Source organism: Tenacibaculum sp. AWR4_210, from assembly GCF_056160945.1.
Map to the genome: position 1 here is coordinate 103,648 of NZ_JBSWYF010000003.1, position 19,689 is coordinate 123,336.

13 protein-coding genes are annotated in these 19,689 nt (G+C 37.2%); 4 read left to right on the forward strand and 9 right to left on the reverse strand.

Features of this window, described 5'->3' with window-relative positions; all coding sequences use genetic code 11:
- Positions 1-3: 3 nt before the first annotated feature.
- The 6 genes from ACXAG7_RS06455 to ACXAG7_RS06480 all read right to left on the reverse strand — a co-directional run bounded on the left by ACXAG7_RS06455 (position 4) and on the right by ACXAG7_RS06480 (position 6,432).
- Positions 4-1,428 carry a sodium:solute symporter family protein gene (locus tag ACXAG7_RS06455; protein WP_476666356.1) on the reverse strand — a complete coding sequence of 475 codons (1,425 nt, stop codon included), beginning with the start codon at positions 1,426-1,428 and terminating at the stop codon, positions 4-6.
- 103 nt (positions 1,429-1,531) lie between these two features.
- Positions 1,532-1,726 carry a 30S ribosomal protein S21 gene (gene rpsU, locus ACXAG7_RS06460; RefSeq protein WP_476666357.1) on the reverse strand — a complete coding sequence of 65 codons (195 nt, stop codon included), beginning with the start codon at positions 1,724-1,726 and terminating at the stop codon, positions 1,532-1,534.
- Positions 1,727-1,745: 19 nt separating this feature from the next.
- The gene (locus ACXAG7_RS06465) at positions 1,746-2,609 is read right to left on the reverse strand and encodes a sigma-70 family RNA polymerase sigma factor (RefSeq protein ID WP_476666358.1); all 864 of its coding nucleotides are present in this window, start codon (positions 2,607-2,609) and stop codon (positions 1,746-1,748) included.
- Positions 2,610-2,616: 7 nt separating this feature from the next.
- Positions 2,617-3,054: a GNAT family N-acetyltransferase gene (locus ACXAG7_RS06470; protein WP_476666359.1), complete on the reverse strand. Its 438-nt coding sequence runs from the start codon at positions 3,052-3,054 to the stop codon at positions 2,617-2,619.
- 666 nt (positions 3,055-3,720) lie between these two features.
- On the reverse strand, positions 3,721-4,611 hold the full coding sequence (locus tag ACXAG7_RS06475; RefSeq protein WP_476666360.1) for a hypothetical protein: 891 nt from the start codon (positions 4,609-4,611) through the stop codon (positions 3,721-3,723).
- Positions 4,612-5,130: 519 nt separating this feature from the next.
- Positions 5,131-6,432: a tyrosine-type recombinase/integrase gene (locus ACXAG7_RS06480; protein WP_476666361.1), complete on the reverse strand. Its 1,302-nt coding sequence runs from the start codon at positions 6,430-6,432 to the stop codon at positions 5,131-5,133.
- An 836-nt stretch (positions 6,433-7,268) separates the two neighbouring features.
- On the opposite strand from ACXAG7_RS06480, the gene dnaX reads away from it, so the two are divergent.
- Positions 7,269-8,993, forward strand: a complete 1,725-nt coding sequence (dnaX, locus tag ACXAG7_RS06485) for a DNA polymerase III subunit gamma/tau (protein ID WP_476666362.1) — start codon at positions 7,269-7,271, stop codon at positions 8,991-8,993.
- Between the two features lie 62 nt (positions 8,994-9,055).
- Positions 9,056-10,711, forward strand: a complete 1,656-nt coding sequence (locus tag ACXAG7_RS06490; protein WP_476666363.1) for a MutS-related protein — start codon at positions 9,056-9,058, stop codon at positions 10,709-10,711.
- On the opposite strand, the gene ACXAG7_RS06495 is transcribed toward ACXAG7_RS06490, so the two are convergent.
- A complete protein-coding gene (locus ACXAG7_RS06495) occupies positions 10,698-12,518 on the reverse strand; it encodes a cation:proton antiporter (RefSeq protein ID WP_476666364.1) in 1,821 nt (606 codons plus the stop codon). The two genes, ACXAG7_RS06490 and ACXAG7_RS06495, sit on opposite strands and share 14 nt — an antisense overlap.
- Before the next feature lie 81 nt (positions 12,519-12,599).
- Here ACXAG7_RS06495 and ACXAG7_RS06500 point away from each other — a divergent pair, with 81 nt between their 5' ends.
- Together ACXAG7_RS06500 and ACXAG7_RS06505 are read left to right on the forward strand one after the other, a co-directional pair.
- A complete protein-coding gene (locus ACXAG7_RS06500) occupies positions 12,600-13,427 on the forward strand; it encodes a universal stress protein (RefSeq protein ID WP_476666365.1) in 828 nt (275 codons plus the stop codon).
- 8 nt (positions 13,428-13,435) lie between these two features.
- Positions 13,436-15,652 (forward strand): SulP family inorganic anion transporter, encoded by a 2,217-nt coding sequence (locus ACXAG7_RS06505; protein WP_476666366.1) that lies wholly within the window; start codon positions 13,436-13,438, stop codon positions 15,650-15,652.
- Here the strand turns inward: ACXAG7_RS06505 and pbpC are convergent.
- Both pbpC and ACXAG7_RS06515 read right to left on the reverse strand, forming a co-directional pair.
- Positions 15,636-18,371 carry a penicillin-binding protein 1C gene (pbpC, locus tag ACXAG7_RS06510; protein WP_476666367.1) on the reverse strand — a complete coding sequence of 912 codons (2,736 nt, stop codon included), beginning with the start codon at positions 18,369-18,371 and terminating at the stop codon, positions 15,636-15,638. The genes ACXAG7_RS06505 and pbpC overlap by 17 nt on opposite strands.
- Positions 18,372-18,479: 108 nt before the next feature.
- Entirely contained in the window at positions 18,480-19,604 is a 1,125-nt protein-coding gene (locus ACXAG7_RS06515; protein ID WP_476666368.1) for a metallophosphoesterase family protein, read from the reverse strand.
- Between the last annotated feature and the right edge of the window lie 85 nt (positions 19,605-19,689).

The following is a 19,689-nucleotide window of genomic DNA, read 5'->3' on the forward strand; positions in this document are numbered from 1 at the left end:
ACACTACCTTCGTTTTTCAATTACATGAACAATTACGAACACCAGTAATGCTGCCGTAATTCCAAAAAAGTTCGCGTCCAAACCTAAAGGCAGTTCAAAATTACTTAGAATTAACATCAAGGTAACCATACCTCCTGTAATCATTGAATAAATTGCTGCTTTAGAAGAGGGCTTTTCTAATATAAGACTACCTAAAACGGGAATCAGTAGTCCTGAAACCATAAAAGAGTAAGAATATAGCATCAACTCCAACACATTATGCATAACAGTTGCTAATAAAATCGCAATACCTCCAATTGCAAATGTAATAACTTGGGTATTTTTGATACTCACAGTCTTTTTAAAATAACCAAAGATGTCAGTTGTTAAATTTCCTGAAGCTGCCATTAAACAACTATCAGCTGTTGACATGATAGCAGAGAAATATGCGGACATCATCAGTCCCATTAAGCCAACCGGCAATATAGTTCTTAACAAAAGGGGCAATCCCAATTCTGCATCTAAAACCTGATCCCCTGGACCAAAGCCTATCGAAGTGAACATCCCTTGCTCATAAGCAACTCTGGAAAATAAACCCAAAGCCACCCCCATAAAAGCCATTATTGGATACTCAAAAAAACCTGCAATTTTCCATGCTTTCCTCGCAGTATTCTCATCTTTACAAGCATATATCCTTTGATAAAGCGTCATTCCTACAAACCAAATCGGGACAATCGTAATAATCCAATTAAATAAATCTATAAACTTTATATTATTCAATGACAAAAAACTTGGAGGAACTGCTTCTTTAATCGCATTCCATCCTCCTATTTCAATATATCCCATTGGAATACCAATCCCTACTAATCCTACCATCAAAATAATCCACTGAATTGTATCTGTATAGATAACCGCTTTTATTCCCCCTATCACAGTATATACCACGGCAATAACTCCCATAATTAGAACAGCTTTAGTTATAGAAATAGACGGAAAAGTAGCTGAAGCCAGTTTTGCTCCAGCCAATATTTGAGAGCTTGTAAACCCAATATAGCCAATTAAGGAGATCACACCTGCTAATAGAGCAACCTTCTTATTATAATGAAAAGCTAAAGTTTCCGGGAAAGTAAGGAATTTATGTTTCTTTGCTATTGGATAAATTTTAGGAATTAAAAAAACGGCGCTCACCCACGCCCCCAAGAGTCCAGTAAAAAGCATCCAGCTTCCTGATAACCCCATTAAAAAACCTAAACCGCCTAGTCCGATAGAAAATCCACCACCAACATCTGTGGCAACAACAGAAAGACCTATATGGCCCGCAGACATGTTCCTACCACCAACGTAGTAATCTTCTTGAGATTTATTCTTATTTAAGAAATAGACACCAACTCCTAACATAAAAACCAGGTAGCCTAAAAAAATTATTAAATCAACTATATGAATATCCATATTTTTTGTTTTTAAGTGAAAAAAGTAGAGTCATATTAAGCCCCATACTTAAATAAAATTCATGTGCAAAATTTGGTAACATAACACTGCTGTAAACCATACTTTACTTCTCTTTTTCAGAATATAACTGTTGTTTATACTCGGCTTTTTGCTTTTCTTCACGACGAAGAATTGATGGCTTTGAAAAATGTTTTCTTTTTCTTAACTCTTTTATTACTTTAGTATTCCTGTGCTTTATTTTATACCTTTTAAGAGCCTTTTCGATTCTCTCTCCGTCTTTAACTATTATTCTCAGCATACTTTTAATTATTTATTATTTAACCTAGATAAGTCTTCAGCATATTTGACTTCGAACTATGCTTCAACTTTCTAATCGCTCTTTCTTTAATCTGGCGAACACGCTCCCTTGTCAGATCAAATTCAAAACCTATTTCTGTTAAACTTACAGGCGTATTACCCTCTAAACCAAAGAACATCTTAATTACATCCGATTCTCTTGGGGATAAAGTATTAATAGCTCTAGAAATTTCAATTTTTAACGACTCCAACATTAACTCTTGATCTCCATTGGGTAATTCACCTGAATTATAGACGTCATACAAATTAGAAGTCTCTCCTTCAACTAAAGGTGCATCCATAGATATGTGCCTTCCTGAATTTTTTAAAGACTGTTTTACATCATCGATAGTCATATCAAGCTCCTTTGAAATCTCTTCAGCAGATGGAGTCCTCTGCATCTCCTGCTCAATTCGAGCTATAGCTTTATTTATCTTGTTTATACTTCCAATTTTGTTTAATGGAAGCCTTACAATTCTGGACTGCTCCGCCAAAGCTTGTAGAATAGATTGCCTAATCCACCATACTGCATATGAAATAAACTTAAAGCCTCGAGTTTCATCAAATCGCCTTGCTGCTTTAACCAACCCTATATTTCCTTCATTTATCAAATCCGGTAGCTTCAAACCTTGATTCTGATATTGTTTAGCAACGGATACAACAAAACGCAGATTAGCATTAACTAATTTTTCTAACGCAATCTGATCCCCTGACCTAACTCTTTGTGCGAGTTCAACCTCTTCATCAGCCGTAATTAGATCAATCTTACTCACATCCTGTAAGTATTTATCCAATGACTTAGTTTCTCTATTCGTTACTTGTTTTGTTATCTTTAATTGCCTCATGATATCATTATCGTTTCAAACGCATCTCCAAATATGGGTTTGTAAACCCTAATTTTTCGTATAAAAATATTGCTGGATTATCCTTTTCAACATGTAAAGCAATATCTCCTTTACAATTTTCTATAGCAAACTGCATTAACTTTTTACCTAAGCCCTTACCTCGATAATTTTTATGAGTTGCAATGTACACTAGAATATTTTCAGGTATATATTCACCCATTCCAGTCTTATTCATAACTACTGCCCCTATCAATTCATTATCATTCTCTAAAGTAAATACGTATCCTCCTAAGCCCTTATTCTCTTGAGCTGAATACTTTATTGCTTTTTGAATTGCACTTTTAGGATCTCCATACTCCTCTAGATGAATACACAGAAAATCAGCTACTTTTTCAACTTGTTCTGCCGTAATTCTATTAATGGTATCGTAAATTTTATATTTCATTTATGTATATAGTTATTTTAATTCTTAAAAAACATTAATAATCAACCTGCTCATTGAAGTAACAACCAACTATGCAAGCACCAGAAAATAACATTTATCTATAGATAGGAAAATCTATTATTTAATTAGAAAACAAATGCGTACTATTATTTAGATATTAGCACATTTTTATTTCTTATGAAACAAAAAAATGCATAACATTTAAGTCTCATGACTTGAACTAATAGAAATACTAGTTGCTTATTGAAAACAAAAAGTTAACTATCAAGACTTTATAAAGTAAGTGTAGGTGGGATAAATTTATCCGATTGATTTCGGAAAACGAGAAAATTAAAACTAAAAATCCGTTTGTTTTTTTTGTCTTTAAGTTTTTTTATCATATATGACGTAAAATTAAGCATTTATGATGTAATTAAAAAACTTTTCTTCCATATAGTGCAAAAAGAAGGTTTTAAAGCATATCTATATCTGAAAATGATTATTGCCCTAATCTAAGGACAGTAAAAATCATTCATCAAAATTAAAAAATCACATATTGAAATACGATGAAGTATTTCTTTCACAATAAAATTTAGCTCAATGAAAATTGAGCTAATTGTAAATGGTGATTTCCTCATCGGTTCTTTTACTGATGAACGTTTAATGTTGATGTTTTTATTAATAAGTTTAAGGTTTTTCTAACTCTAGTTTTTTAAGTCTGGCTTGAATGTCGAGAAGTTTTTTGTTTAGCGATTTTAACGCTTCAATTTCCTTAGCTTGACGAGCTATTTCTTTCTCTTGTTGTATGGTATAAAGCGTTAATTCTTCTATTTTTTGAAGTAATTTAGCATCCATTTCTCCTAAAAAGATACCATTTTCTTCTACTTCTTTGGCACTGGGAATACCTTCTAGGTGTCCTTTTTCTTTAATGTGTTCTTCTACTTCCTTTAGTGTGGGAAGTTTATATGAGTCGTAAAAAACAAAATCGGACCATCCAGTTTCGACTTTTATTTCTTTGGCTCTAATATTTCCATTTACAGAAAGTTTCCAATTTCCTGTGTTGAGTGTGCCTATACCGACATTTCCTCCTTGATTAGCTAAGTAAATATTACCGTTTTTGTTGTAATTTAGATATATAGAACCGTCATGGGTGCCTGCCATTAAGTGTAAGATTCCGTCAGATGATCTTCCGATGATTTTTGAATAGCCTGTAATAGCGCTTTCTTCGTTATTACCCTCATAAATTATGTCGTTTCCACTATCTAAAATTGATTTCCAAGAATACCAGGTATTTCCTCCTGATGAGTAATCAGCAAATCGAATTTTTAAACGGGGTATCGTATGACCTTTAAAAATCTGATAAGAATATCCGTAGCCATTACTACTATTGGTATATCCCAAAAGAGAGCCATAATTAGCGGGATAGTTACTTCCATCATTAGAAACAAATCCACTATAAATTTGATTCAATGGGGTTTGTGATGGGGTTGTGTGATTTTTTCCTTGATAGGATTGATTGAATTGAGCATGGATACCAGAAGTGATTCCTAGTGCCAGGATAAATAGAATTTTTTTCATAACGTTTTTTTGATTTCAACAGGACAAAGGTAATTAAAAAAATGGTACCCGTTGTGCATTTTAAATAATGCTGATTTTAATGTTGTTAATGTTTCTTTCAAAGACTTGTAAGCTTCCCAAAAAACCGCACTGTTTAAAAGTAGAAAATCTGAACTTTTGATACTCTTTTCAATGTATTCATTGGGAGATATATAATAATTTCATGAACTACTCCTACTTATTAGTTAGTAGTTCATTTTACCACTGTTGTAATTAATATTTGATGTGATCCACAATATAAATTCTATTGCCGTTTCGCTTAATTTATTTTCTATTTTTCTTTCATTAAGAGTCCTAATTCCATCCATTTGTTTATCTAAAAAGATACCAGAAAACGAAACATACCATACATTAACAATAAGAGTTACTAGTCCATAAATGATATGTAAACCCAATCATATTTTGGTAACTTTCTATTGACTCTTATCTAGTCTTTTGTATCGTTATAGGCTAAAACCCAATATTCATATCTAAGAAAAATTAATCATACACTTTTTTATCCTTATAATACTCCTTCCAGTGAGCTAGAAGCTTCTCTGCATGTTCAGTTGGTGTAACCTTAATATATGTCAAAAAACTATGTTCTGTTGTATGACCGGTGATCTGCATTATTGACAAAACAGGGAAATTCATATTATATAGATTAGTGGCGAATGATCTACGACAAGTATGAGAACTAATAAGCTTATACTTTGGGAAAAAATCTACTTTTTTCCTGTAAGTTTCATTTTTTAAGTCCTTAACAATCATTCCGCCTTTTACTCTTTCAACAAGCCCTACTTCTTTACATACATCCTTTATATACATATTAAACGAAAATTTGGAAAGCATCCTTGGCATCCCTCTTTTTCTGATGACTTCTTTAATATGATGATGTAGAGGAATTACAACTGATACACCAGAACTATCTTTTGTTTTCTGTGGTGTAACTTTAATAAATTCATCATGTATATTAATTTCGGGGAGATTAATTAGATCTGAAACTCTTAATCCTGTCCATAGCCCAATAATAGCCATATCTCTACAATTTTCAAGATGTATATTCCCGGAAAAATCATGAAGAAATATACGTTCAATTTCACTCTCATTTAATGCTATAGATAGACTTTTTTCTTTTCGAACAGTAAAATTTGAACTTTTAAAATCTTGGTGTGGATGATATCCAAATTCCTCAGCTTTACTTAAGAAAACTTTAACATTCTTCACATAAGTTCCAACACTATTTACGGCAAATCCCTTCTCATATATGAAATAATCACAAAACATATCATACATCTTAATATCAAAACCATCAATTCTAATTCTTTTTTTTAGGAATTTCTCGAATTCTAAAATCTTCTTATTAGTAGATTTATACTCTCTTATCTTTTCAGATGTATATTTCCTTTTGGTCTTCCTATTTGTAGAATTTGGAGCTTTTTCTATAAAATCATTAACAAAATCGGTTAAGAATATGTAACTACGATTTCTATTCTCTCTATCTTTAAACTCCCTATCAAATAACTCCTTAAGAACTTGTTTAGTAATTGAAGTTTTTTCGATATCTAACCTATCAATTGTTTTATCTAAAAAGTTCACAAACTCTTGTAACCTTCTATTAATAGAGCTCAAATCTGACCGTCCTCTTTTTACAATAGCCATTTTTGATTTTCTATCCCAATCTTGTGGTAATATTTTAAGCCCCGTCGAAAAAACGAACCTACCTTCACGCTTTGAGATAAAATACCGAAGAATTATTAAAGTACTCTTTTCAGAGTTAGGTTCTTTTAAACTAAAATACATGTCTAATTATTTAATTGATCAAATCCATACAAAAATACACAGTTGCCACTTTAGTTACCATTATTTTGAACTTTACTTTTATATTTACGAAAAATACAATAAACTAAATAATGACAGAAAACCTCATTTTATAGCCGAAAACACGAGGATACTTTAGTTAAACATAAAAATCATAAAACTGAAGACAGTTTGTAATATGTTCCTAAAAAGAAACACGAATTTCAAGTTTAACCTTACCTCTTATCACATATACAATACTTTTGCCTCATCGGCAGCTCTACCTACACAGTGAGCACTCCGAATCCTATCCAACTCATTTTTTGAACCTTTATTTATCCTCAGTAATTCACCTCGTCTCTACTCTATGCTTAGTATTTAAGAACATAGGTTTATAATAAACGCTAATACTTTCCCATTCACCGACAGCTAATTGTCACTCATCCAAATACCGATAAAACAACCGAACTGACATCGTATCTTTGAAGTGTCAATGAAACATAAAGTAAACAGCGCCGAACAGATAAGCCGTCCCTAAAAAGAAACATTGATCGCTAGACAAAAGAAAACATCGAAAAAGAAAACAAGGTAACACCCTCGTGAAACATAAAGTAAACAGTAGCACTGTCCCTAAAAAGAAACACGACCCAAAGTAATGTAGTTCCTGAGTTACCTGTCAAGTACTGAAATAGCGCTACCGCACAAGGTAGTACCACCATTCTTCAATCGCCAAGTTCCTGGCACTCAACAAATGTTCACAACTTTCTAGATTCCTCAATTAATTTCTTTGTGAATTGAAAGGTTGTTTTCTATTTTTGCTTAGTAAATAATAGAGCTCAATGGAACATTTTATCGTATCAGCAAGAAAGTATCGTCCTCAAAACTTTGAAGATGTGGTAGGGCAGCAAGCCATCACCAATACCCTTGAAAATGCTATAAAAAACAATCATTTAGCGCAGGCTTTGTTATTTACAGGACCTCGAGGTGTGGGTAAAACTTCTTGTGCTCGTATTTTGGCGAAACGTATTAATCAAGAAGATGCTGGCAATAGTGAAGATGAGGATTTTGCATTTAATATCTTCGAGTTAGATGCTGCTTCGAATAACTCTGTTGACGATATTAGAAACTTAACTGATCAAGTTCGTATTCCCCCTCAAACAGGAAAATACAAAGTTTATATTATTGACGAGGTGCACATGCTCTCACAGGCCGCTTTTAACGCATTTCTGAAGACCTTAGAGGAACCACCCGCTCATGCTATTTTTATTTTAGCGACCACCGAAAAGCACAAAATCATCCCAACGATACTCTCAAGGTGTCAAATTTTTGATTTCAAACGAATCAGTGTACTGGACGCCAAAGAGTACCTTAAAACTATTTGTAGTAGAGAAGGAATAACCGCTGACGATGATGCTTTACACATCATTGCGCAGAAAGCAGATGGTGCCATGCGTGATGCGCTTTCTATTTTTGACCGCGTTGTAAGTTTTTCTGGAACTGAACTAACACGAGCAGCCGTTACTCAAAACCTCAATGTTTTAGATTACGACGTGTATTTCGAAATGACCGATTTATTAGTTGAAAATAAAATCCCGGAAGTTTTAATTGCCTACAATGCTGTTTTAGCCAAAGGATTTGAAGGACAGCACTTCATTACAGGATTGGCAAGTCATTTCCGCGATTTATTAGTTGCTAAAGATACGGCTACCATCAGTTTGCTCGAAGTTGGGGATAGTACCAAAAAGAAATACCTGGAACAGGCAAGTAAAACTGGACTGCAATTTTTACTACAGGCCATAGACAAAGCCAATGATTGTGACCTTAAATATCGAGGAAGTAAAAATCAACGCCTACTGGTTGAACTTTGTTTGATGCAAATTGCCTCTATCAATTTTGATGGAGCAAAAAAAAAATCTAGCAACTACATAATACCGGCTACCTTTTTCACGGCGCTAGTCCCTACAAAAGCAAAAGTACCTGCTAAAGCAGTTACTGATGTCATTCAGGAAGCAGCAGGAGCCGTTAAAGTCCCTGTTACCAATACACAAGAAGCTCCTAACCAAACTGTTCAGGAAACCAATAGACCTCCTTTGCTTAAGAACATCAAACGTCGTACTTCGGCATTTTCTTTGAAGAATGTTCACCAAAAGAAGGAATTTAAAGGCGGTAATGATGAGGAAAATTACGACAACCACCCGAGAACACCGTTTACCCACGACCAGTTAAAAGATGCTTGGAGAAAGTACTATTTTAAACTTCAAGACATGGGAGAACGCAGCATCGCCGCTGTGATTGCTTCAGGAGAACCACAATTACTAGAAAACTTTAAGGTATTATTTTCTGTTCCTAATGAATTGATGAAAAATCAACTTCAAAAAGGAAAACCCAAACTACTGCGCTTTGTGCGCGAAAAGCTCAACAACTACGGTATTGATATCCAAGTTACCGTCAATGCAGTTGAAGAAAAAAAGTTTGCTTATACCCCGCATGAAAAGTTCGAAAAACTAAAGGAGAAAAATCCGATGATCGCACAATTGAAGTCCACCTTTGGTTTAGATTTATAAAATGTTAGTGTCTTACTGTAACATATTCAAAGGAACTACTACCAATAACTATATCACAGGCTATGGATTATTTTTTTGGAACCTTTGTTTTAATACTTTGTGCGTACCTCTACAGCAGATACGACAAAAAGAAACGGTATAGAAAACTACGACGTGTTTTGCATCGTACTTGGGGCAAACCTGTTAAGAACAACCTTATCGACTTTTCTTTAGTTCGAGCTTATTTTGAGCATAAATCCACCTCTAAAAACAGTACGACAATTCGTGTAAGCGATCAGGTAACTGACGATTTAGACCTACACGACGTTTTTATTCGCCTTAATAAAACACGTTCTAAAATAGGTACTCAATATTTGTACTACCTGTTGAGAACCGAAGGCACTGCTCAACAACTGCAACACTTTAATACCCTCAGAACTGCATTTAGCAAGCAACCTGAACTCGCAATCAATTGCCAGCTAGCGCTATCAGAACTCGGACATTCCAAGGTTTATTATTTCGAGCAACTGATTCACGGAGCTCCCATTAAACCTTCAAAATATCACCTTGCCATCCAAGTCATGACTGTATTCACCATGGCATTGCTGGTCGGGAGTTTTTTTATGCCGATTTTGAGTCTGGGGCTAATCCCAATTTTAGCTATCAATACCGTTGTGCACTACGCTAACAAAAGCAATTTGCATTACTATCTGAACGGGGTTACCCAACTAAACAAAGCCCTAAGCATTGCTAAATCACTCTACAAAAACGAGCTTATTTCCAAGCATTTCGGAACCATGCCTTGCTTTTCCAAGTTGGAGAAGATGAAATTAAAGACAGAATTTATCGCTTTTGAAAATCATATTGATAATGAATTTTTATTTGCCTTTTGGATGGTTTCCGAAATTATCAAGATACTGTTCAACATAGAATACTTAGCTTTCTTTAGCTTTACCAAAGACCTAAGTACTCAACAACAGTCTTTAGATGACCTCTTTTGCTTTTTAGGGGAGATTGACAGCGCATTAGCCATCGCTTCAGTACTCGCGGAAGATACGAGTACCTGTATGCCCGTTTTTACCGAACGTACAGTGGCTATAAAAAACTTGTACCACCCACTGCTTGAAAACCCCGTAACCAACAGCCTCCAATTGGAAGGAGACAGTGTTCTGCTCACGGGCTCAAACATGTCAGGAAAAACTACATTTATCAGAACAGTTGCCGTTAACGCCTTGCTTGCACAGCGATTTCATTTTGCCTTTGCTACGAGTTACCGTGCTCCTTTTTACAGGGTACTATCGTCGATTCGCATTAGCGATAATTTACAAGAAAACACAAGTTATTTTTTGGCCGAAGTCCAAACTGTTAAAACCTTGCTCGAAGCCGCTGATGGCGATAGACCTTGTTTATTTGTCTTAGATGAGCTTTTAAAAGGAACCAACACTGCTGAACGAGTTTCTGCTGCCTTTGCCATCTTAAAATACCTAAACCAAACACAACATACAGTATTTGCCGCAACACACGATTTAGAATTGACATCTCTACTAAAAAACTACGGGTACCTACCCTATCATTTTAAGGAGTCTGTTGCCGGTGGAGGTCTTATTTTCGATTACAAATTACAAGAAGGAATCTTACAAAAAAGTAATGCTATCGAAGTACTCAAATCAAATGAGTACCCCAATAGCATTCTCGAAGATGCTAGGGCTACAAGAGCCCAATATTTTAATCAAAAGTAACCTTTTTCCCTAGGTATACAATGCTGTCATTTTCATGAACACTGCTGCGTTCCACTTCAGGTATCACTGCTAATGTTTTTGAGTTCTTTAAGAACAACGGAATTGCCTTGCGTTCCGCAGTTATCAAATTCAACTTCTCCTGATAATCATCGAACGACTTCACCGGTGCCTCGTGAATAGACGGATAGTCACGCGCACTTTCATTCAAATTGATATAGTCGTCATTTGGCGTAAACAACATGTCTTCATTTTCACACTGTTTTTCACGTGCTTCGTTCTGTGAAGCCAGTCGATACGTTCCTCGCTCACCATAAATGGCAGAAAACTGATTAATCGCGTATTTGTTTACTTCATCACTTCCCGTCATGGCAATCAAATACCCTACGTCATTTAACTCTGCATCATCATCAATGGTGTCGTTGTATATATCAATATCGAAGGCTTCAATTCCTAAATTTCTCGCCTCTTCAATATAACTTTTATTCTGATCGAGGAGTACTACTCTTCGACCATTACCTATCAAATACTTTGCTATCACACGCGCTGCATCTGAAGCTCCAATCATTACAATGGCTTCTGATCGCGTTAAGAAAACTCCCACGATTTTTGCAAACAAACGGGCAGTAGTAGCATTCAGTAATACCGTTCCTAGCACAATCATAAACACCAACGGGGTGATATATTCCGCCCCTTCTACACCTTGCTTCATCAATTTGGTCCCAAAAAGAGAAGCAATCCCTGCAGCCACAATACCTCGTGGCCCTACCCAACTGATAAATAATTTCTCGTTGAGTTTCAGCGTTGAACCATAAGTACTCAGAAATACTGCTAATGGTCGGATCACAAACACTACAGCAGCAAATAAATACAACGCTTTCCAGTTAAATACCAAAAGGAGCTGATCTATGTTCATATTGGCCGCGAGTAGAATAAAAAGAATAGAAATCAGCAATACCGATAACGATTCTTTAAAATACAACAGTTCATCAAAACTTTTCAGGTTGCTATTGGCGATTACCATTCCCATCACTACTACCGATAACAGTCCAGATTCATGTGCAAACAAATCTGACAATACAAACACGAAGAGTACTAGTGATAATGATACCACATTCAGTAAGTAATGTGGTACTAGTTTTTTATTGATGATAAAAATCAAGGCATGAGCAAAGGTAAATCCGAAGGTAGATCCAAAGAGTAAAATTTTACCAAACTCCATCAAAGCTGTTTTGGTAAAACCACTACCTCCACCTACACTGATAAACTCAAACACCAATACTGCGGCTAATGCCCCAATAGGGTCAATGAGTATTCCCTCCCATTTAAGTACGGCAGCGACGTCTTTCTTCAAAGGTATATTTCTCAGAATTGGAGAAATTACTGTAGGTCCTGTTACGATGATCAGCGCAGAGAACAGCATGGATATTTCCCATCCTAAATCAAAGGCATAATGCGCAACTATGGCAGCAATAGCAAAGGTAACTCCTGCTCCTAACGTAATTAATTTTGAGATAGCTGGCCCTACATTGGCTATTTCACTTTTTCTCAGTGTCAATCCACCTTCAAAAAGTATGATACTTATGGCCAGTGACACAAAATAAAACAGTCCCTCTCCCGGAAACAATCCATTCTTTCCATTCCATATGGGTTCTATCCATTTACTCCCATCATTACTAAAAAATTCTGCGGCTATCGGACCAACCAATAAACCGATTAAAATTAAAGGTAAAATAGCGGGAATTTTAAACTTCCACGCCACCCATTGGGCAAGTATCCCTAAAATAATGATTCCTGCAAGTTCAATCATAAAGTTTTTATTACGCTTGTTTAAGTATATTTTTTAAAACTACAATAAAATTTTATATTCGAACTCTAAATTTTTAATATTTTGATTCACAAGATTATTGTTGGAATTGCTTTTTCCCCTAACCTAAAAGCTAACTTTTTTGAAGCCATACGATTAGCCAACACCTTTAATGCTGAACTCATCGGAGTACATGTTGGCGTCAAAACAACAGCGAAAGAAAAAGAGTTAGAAACCCTGTTGAAAAGCGCTCCTCTAATGAAAGCGAAATTCACAGCCATTTGGCAAGATGGTGATCCGGCAAACGTAATCATAGAAACCGCAACTGAACTGCGTGCTGACCTGTTGATAATCGGTGCTTTGCAACGCGAAAACCTATACAAATATTACGTAGGGTCTATAGCTCGTAAAATCACCCGAAAATCTCCTTGCTCCGTATTGCTATTTATAAAACCTTCAGTTGAACGCGTTCCTTGCAATCACATGGTTGTCAATGGACTCGAAAACCACGATACTCAGAAGACTTTACAAACCGCTTTTTACGTCTCTAGACACCTCGGATGTAAACGCGTTACCATCGTTGATGAAATAGACCAAAAAACCCTTAAGGTGAATGTCTGTGACGATAAAACACTTCAAGAAGCCACAGTGGCTAAAGAAAATATGACTCACCAAGAAAACGAACGAATTCAGCGGGAACTCGCAGGAGTAAATATCGGTGATACCATCGTAAAAACACAAAGTATATTCGGAAAGCGGGGATACAGTATTGGGCATTACGCCAAAGTTAAACGGGCAGACTTGCTAGTCATGAATGCCCCCAAAAAAACGAGTTTACTCGATCGTATTTTTCCTCATGACCTCGAATACATCTTATCGGATTTACCTACTGATGTATTAATCGTAAAATAATATTGACTATGAAAAACACACAAAACGCAAAGGCGTTTATGGCTGCTTTGCCACAAAATATATTCGCTGGATTTGTAGTTTCATTAATTGCACTTCCCTTAGGTTTCGGATTAGCTATTGCCTCTGGAGCTCCACCTATGTCAGGTGTTATTGCCGCGATAGTAGGAGGAACACTCGCTGCAATTTTAGGCGGATCCAACGTCACCATTACCGGACCAGGTAATGGATTGGTCGTAGTGGTACTCTCCGCCATCACAGTGCTAGGAGCCGGTGATATGTACACCGGGTACCTCTATACGCTGGCTGCTATAGTCATCTCCGGAATCATCATGATTATCTTAGGTTTTCTCCGCTTGGGCTCTCTGGGAGACTTTTTCCCGTCATCAGCCATTCAGGGAATGCTCGCCGCCATTGGTATTGGAATCTTTGCTAAACAAATTCACGTAATGTTCGGGAATTTAAACGAAAAAGGGAGTATTGTGCAATTACTTGTAAGGGTACCGGAAACGATTGTTAACTTTTTCCAAACCAATGATACGAGTTTTTTCTATGCCGGAATGGTCGGAGTTGTCAGCTTACTCATCATGGTATTTTACAGTAAAATTCGAAATAAATATTTCCAATTGATTCCTGCTCCTATGTGGATTGTAGTATTGAGTGTAGGCATGTATTACTATTACGAATACCTAGCATCAAGCCCCTACCCGATTCATTCGGATATACTGATAAAGCTTCCCGATAATGTCTTTTCGAGCTTTGCCTTTCCAAATTTTGACAAATGGCATGAATTTGAGTTTATCAATGCCGTTGTGGCCATTACCTTAATAGCGAGTATTGAAAGTTTACTAAGTATCAAAGCAGTGGACAAACTCGACCCTCTCAAGCGACGTTCTAACGTAAACAAAGATATTAGGGCACTCGGCTTCGCAACAGTTGTCAGTGGCCTTTTAGGAGGTTTAAATGTCGTTACTGTAATTGCCAGGAGTTCTGTAAATGTTAACAACAAAGGAAGCAACAGGTCTGCTAACTTTTTCCACGCTACCTTTCTAGTGCTCTTTATTCTTTTGTTCGCTTCTGAATTACGCAAAATACCATTGCCTGCCCTAGCGGCAATTCTCGTTTATACAGGCTATAAATTAGCTGCTCCAAGTAATCTAAAAAAAGTATTCAATATCGGAAAAGAGCAATTGGTAATCTTTTTAATAACCTTAATCACGACCATTACAACCAATTTGATTACAGGAATTCTCGTTGGGATTTTTTCGACATTTCTCATTCATATCATTATCAACAAAAATCTGAGTTTATTCTTAAGAAATGTTTTAAAACCCAATGTTTTGATGTTTACTGAAGATGGTAAATACTACGTATCTGTAAAAAACTTTTCGAGTTTCTTAAATTATACTAAGCTCAAATCAAAACTGAATCAAATTCCTGAATCCAAAGAAGCTATTGTCGACTTTTCACTTTGCGACTTCGTCGATCATTCGGTAATGGAAAATATGAATAATTACGCGGAGACTTTTAAAAGAAAAGGTGGACACTTCGAGGTAATCGGACTCGACGGCTATAAAACAGGAAGCTCACATCCGTTTGCACTCCGAAAAAACTCACTTGACAACGAGGTTACGACCAAAAAATCAAGTGCCCTTACCAAACGTCAAAAATCATTGCACACCATCAGTGAGGAATTGGGTTGGACTTACAAAACGCACCCACAAGAGGTCACAGAAATACCGTCATTTGGTTATTTCAAAACACGTCAAATAAATCAGGTTTCCAATATATTATCAAACGACAAATGCACCCTTTTTGACGTACAATTTTCAGAAGGAGAACTCTTTGCTCAACAAATTGTCAAAGCTACGATGTTATACATTAGTTTGGATAATATTCCAGAGTTTACATTAGACAGAGAAGGAATTTTCGAATACATTTATCACTTTGCAGGGTTTAATGATATCGAAATCACTGCCCATCCTGACTTTAGCAAACGTTTTTATCTTTCGGGTAAAGACGAAAATGCCATCAAAGCATTTTTTACGGACGAGCTTATCTTATTCTTTGAAAGTAACAATTACTACCATATTGAAGGTAGTGAAAAAGGCTTGCTCATTATCGGGAAAGAACGCTTGGCAGGTGTTCGAGAAATTAAAGGCTTAGCAGATTTTGGAATTCGATTAAAACACTGCTTACAAAGCACCGCTGTTAGTACAGTTCAATAAATTTTATTTCTTTATTACCTTGTTCATCAACAGTGGTTAGTGTATGTATGCCTAAGGCGGGCTTTACCAAAAATTCATGGACATCCGTAGTAGACCCCAAATACCTATCATCCAAATACCAGTGCACTTTGGTATTTGGGTTTCTGTGGGTAAGTTTCAGGACAATTCCATTCACTTTCCCCTCAATACCTTTCGTCAAACTCAATTTCGTCCATTTCTTTGCCGGGAAAACAAAATCCATCATTTTCTCTTGCCCCTTTACACAATCACTTCTCATTGGAGGTAAAGCACGATAAAAAATATCCTTTTGCTTGTAATAATGCTCCATGATTGGTGGCAATACAAACCACAAGGCCTGCTTGCGCTTATCGACACTTTCACAGGATGCATTTACACGGAATTTCTCCTCCATATCCACAGTGATCTCTTTGTGATACGGACAGGGAGCTCCCATTTCTCCTTTTTGCGGTACCAGTTTCTCAACTTTTGGACACAAGGGTAAGGCCAAATACCCGCTGCGCTCACATAACTCTATAGCTACCAGATCTTCATGAGGTTCAAGAAACCAATCACTTTTGGGCAATAGCTCAAACACATTAAACAACAAAGGCCCTGCACTGCTTACCCCTGTTAAATCAGGGCGTCCTTCTCCATCCGAATTTCCAATCCAAACTCCTACTACGTAGTCTTTGGTTACTCCGATAGCCCAAGCATCTTTATTTCCGAAACTCGTTCCCGTTTTCCAGGCAATTTTTTGCGCTGAATCGTAATACTTCCAAGCCTGACTGCTCGTAGGCCTGTTCACCTCTGTCAGTGTTTCAAGCGTTAAAAAGGCCGCACCTGCACCAATGTGCTGTGGTGCTGTTTGTGTATTCCCAAAATGTACCTGCTCCTTCTCCAGCAAAACAGGCTCTGCAAACTCATTTGAGTAATACTGGTGATCCAGAGCTTCAAAATGCGAGACCATGCCTGAATATCCTGCATAGGTTTTACACAAATCCCACAAACTCGCTTCCGCCCCACCGAGAATCAAGGAAAGTCCGTAATACTCGGCCGACTTATCCAGGTGTTGTAAGCGATAGCTTTTGAGTTCATCTCGAAATTTTTCCAAGCCATAGCGTTGTAACATACGAACCGCAGGTATGTTTAGCGATCGCGTAAGGGCTTCATTCGCTGGTACAGCTCCATCGAATTTTAGACTGAAGTTCTTTGGAGAATACCCAGCAATTTCAACGGGTATGTCTGCTAACAATTGTGTTGGCAGTAACTCTCCGGCATGGAGCATGTGTCCGTATAGTATCGGTTTTAGTGTACTTCCAGTACTTCTCCTAGCGATGATATTATCAACATCTTTGTGGTGTATTTTTGTCGTTGGAGAATTCCCTACATAGCTCAATACTTTTCTGTCTTTTACACGCAGTACTAATACAGCTGCATTGTGCACTTCGTTCTGTTTCATTTGACGATAGTGCAAACGAACCTGCTCTTGTACTTTTCGTTGCAAAACAGCATCCAATGATGTTTGCAATTGCTGACCAGGATGCTTAGTTGCCAATCGCTGAACCACGTGGGTAGCGTAACTCGGCAGTGGATATGGCTTTTGAGGTAACTCCTCTTCCTTGGCAAGTTCACAAGTAATACTATCGATAATCTTTTTTGCCAATAATTTATCTAAAAGAGCATTTCTTTTTGCCTTTAAACGGCTTTGATTTTTTCCAGGATAAATCAGTGAAGGAGCATTGGGCAATACCGCTAAAGTAGCACTTTCTGCCCACGACAACTGATGTGGAGCTAATCCGTAATACCTCCAAGCAGCCATTTCTAATCCCACTACATTGCCTCCGAAGGGAGCGTGTGAGGCGTATAATTTGAGAATTTCTTCCTTGCTATAGCCGAGTTCTACACGTGTTGCCCAAATGAGCTCAATACACTTTTCTAGATAAGAACGCTTTTTGTTTTTACGTGCTAACCTCACCACTTGCTGGGTTAAGGTACTCCCTCCTCTAACAATTCTATTCGCTTTGCGATTTTGTTGAAAGGCCCTAACAATAGATACCGGGTTAAACCCCATATGCTTGTAAAAATAAGCGTCTTCAAACTGTAGAATACAGGCTTTAAACTTATTAGGCACCGAATCTAACTCCGGAAATCGCCACTGTCCATCTTTCGCAATTACCGCTCCCATCAGTTCATTGTTACGAGCTTTTACCACTGTGGCATTAGGAGCAACAAACAAGGTATCAGGAATACAATTTGCGTACCATCCTAGTAGGAGTACTAGCAGTAGTATTCGCCATAGATACTTCTTAAAACGAGCAAGAATCCAGGGAAATCCCAGTTTTTCCCTGCGCATTTTTTGTACCGTACTCATCGCCACTACCAAAAATACAAACAGTGTAATATCTCGTAGCACTACCGCAGTACTTTCAATGGTATAATCGAGCTCTCCCGTAACGATGTAATAAATATTCACCCCCAAAAAGACCATCGTAGCTCCTAAAATAAGATAGCCACCTATATTTCGTAATACCCCCAAATGCTTCGGAGCGTACTTTCGTATAAGTATATATCCAACCACGATAGCTAAAAGTGCCAATATCCAATAGGCACCAGAAGCTCCAGCGTATACTAATTGTAATATTCCCGACAAAAAACAAACGAAAACAATGGGAATACCGATGTTTTTCCAAGTAGTGATAAAAAAATCTCTTCTATTCATAAACGTTTTAATTTCTTAGCTAATTTTCCTCAAATATACGCCAAATAGCAAAAAAAAACCACCAATCTGTCACCTGATTGATGGTTAAAACACGACGTAAATCGTCGGCTATTTTGTATAGGGGTTTGCGTTTTTTTGCCAAGTCAATGTAGTGTGATCACGTACCGTGCTGGGATTGTTGGGAACGGCTTTATAGTAGGGATTTCCTTTATCGTAGCCCATGGAGGTCAATACCACACGCCCGTCTGTCATAAGATCAATTTTCGAATAGCCGAAAAACGTAGCCTCTCCCGGACTACCACTATTTCCAGCGATCACCTGGTAGGTACCTTCCCCCTCTGGTTGCATGCGCTGGTAATCGTGTAAATGTGCCGAAAGCATGGCTATAACACGGTTGTTACGCAGGGCCGGCCACAATACAGGTCCTTCCGGAATTCCTGCATGTCCAGTTTGTGGTTGACCACTCACATAATAAGGCTTATGCCCCAACACAAAAACGTGCTCGATGGCTGGATTTTCACGGTAAGCTTTTACCTTGTCAACAATCCATTGTGTCGGTATTTGGCCTTCCAGACCATAGGGATTTTCTTTGGTAGGTGCATTATAAGTATCTGTATTCATCAACACAAACCCTATATTTTTTCTTGTAAATGCAAAGGTCATCTGATTGTTAATACTATCATTTCCTGTCACTACCTCTCTGTCCGTAGGCATATATTTTGCCATGTGCTTCATCCAAATTTCTGTAGCTCCTTTTAAAGGCCATTCATCGTGATTGGGTACGTTATAATCATGCCAATACAACATTTCGTGATTTCCAGGAACGGCGACCATTTCAATCCCTGCTTTTGATATGGGACTAAAACTCGTATCGTTGTACAAGGCATTCCAAGCAGTTAACTGCTGCTCTAAATTTTCAGTGGTCGATTCTGCCAAAACCATATCTCCTAGAAAGAAGAACAAATCTGGTTTGCGTTCTAGCGCTGCAATCTCTGTCCAAATGCGCTTCATTGCCGACAAGTTTGCGGTGGACGCATTGGTTGCTGTACTGTCGCCTACTTGTTTTCTGTCAACTCTGTTACAACCAAGAAACACAAAACTAAAGGCTATACTGTCTTTAGCAACTTGTTTTTCCGAAGGAAGAACTTCAGATGTTTTGGTTTTTTTCGCGCCTTGACAGCTGACCGCCATCCACGCTAATAGGACTAAAATAAGATAGTTTAAAAACTTCATAGTATTTCGTTTGGGTTAGTTACCCAAATATACACCTTCTCACCTATAGCCCCCTAAAGATCAGACAAAAAAAAGAGGTGACTTC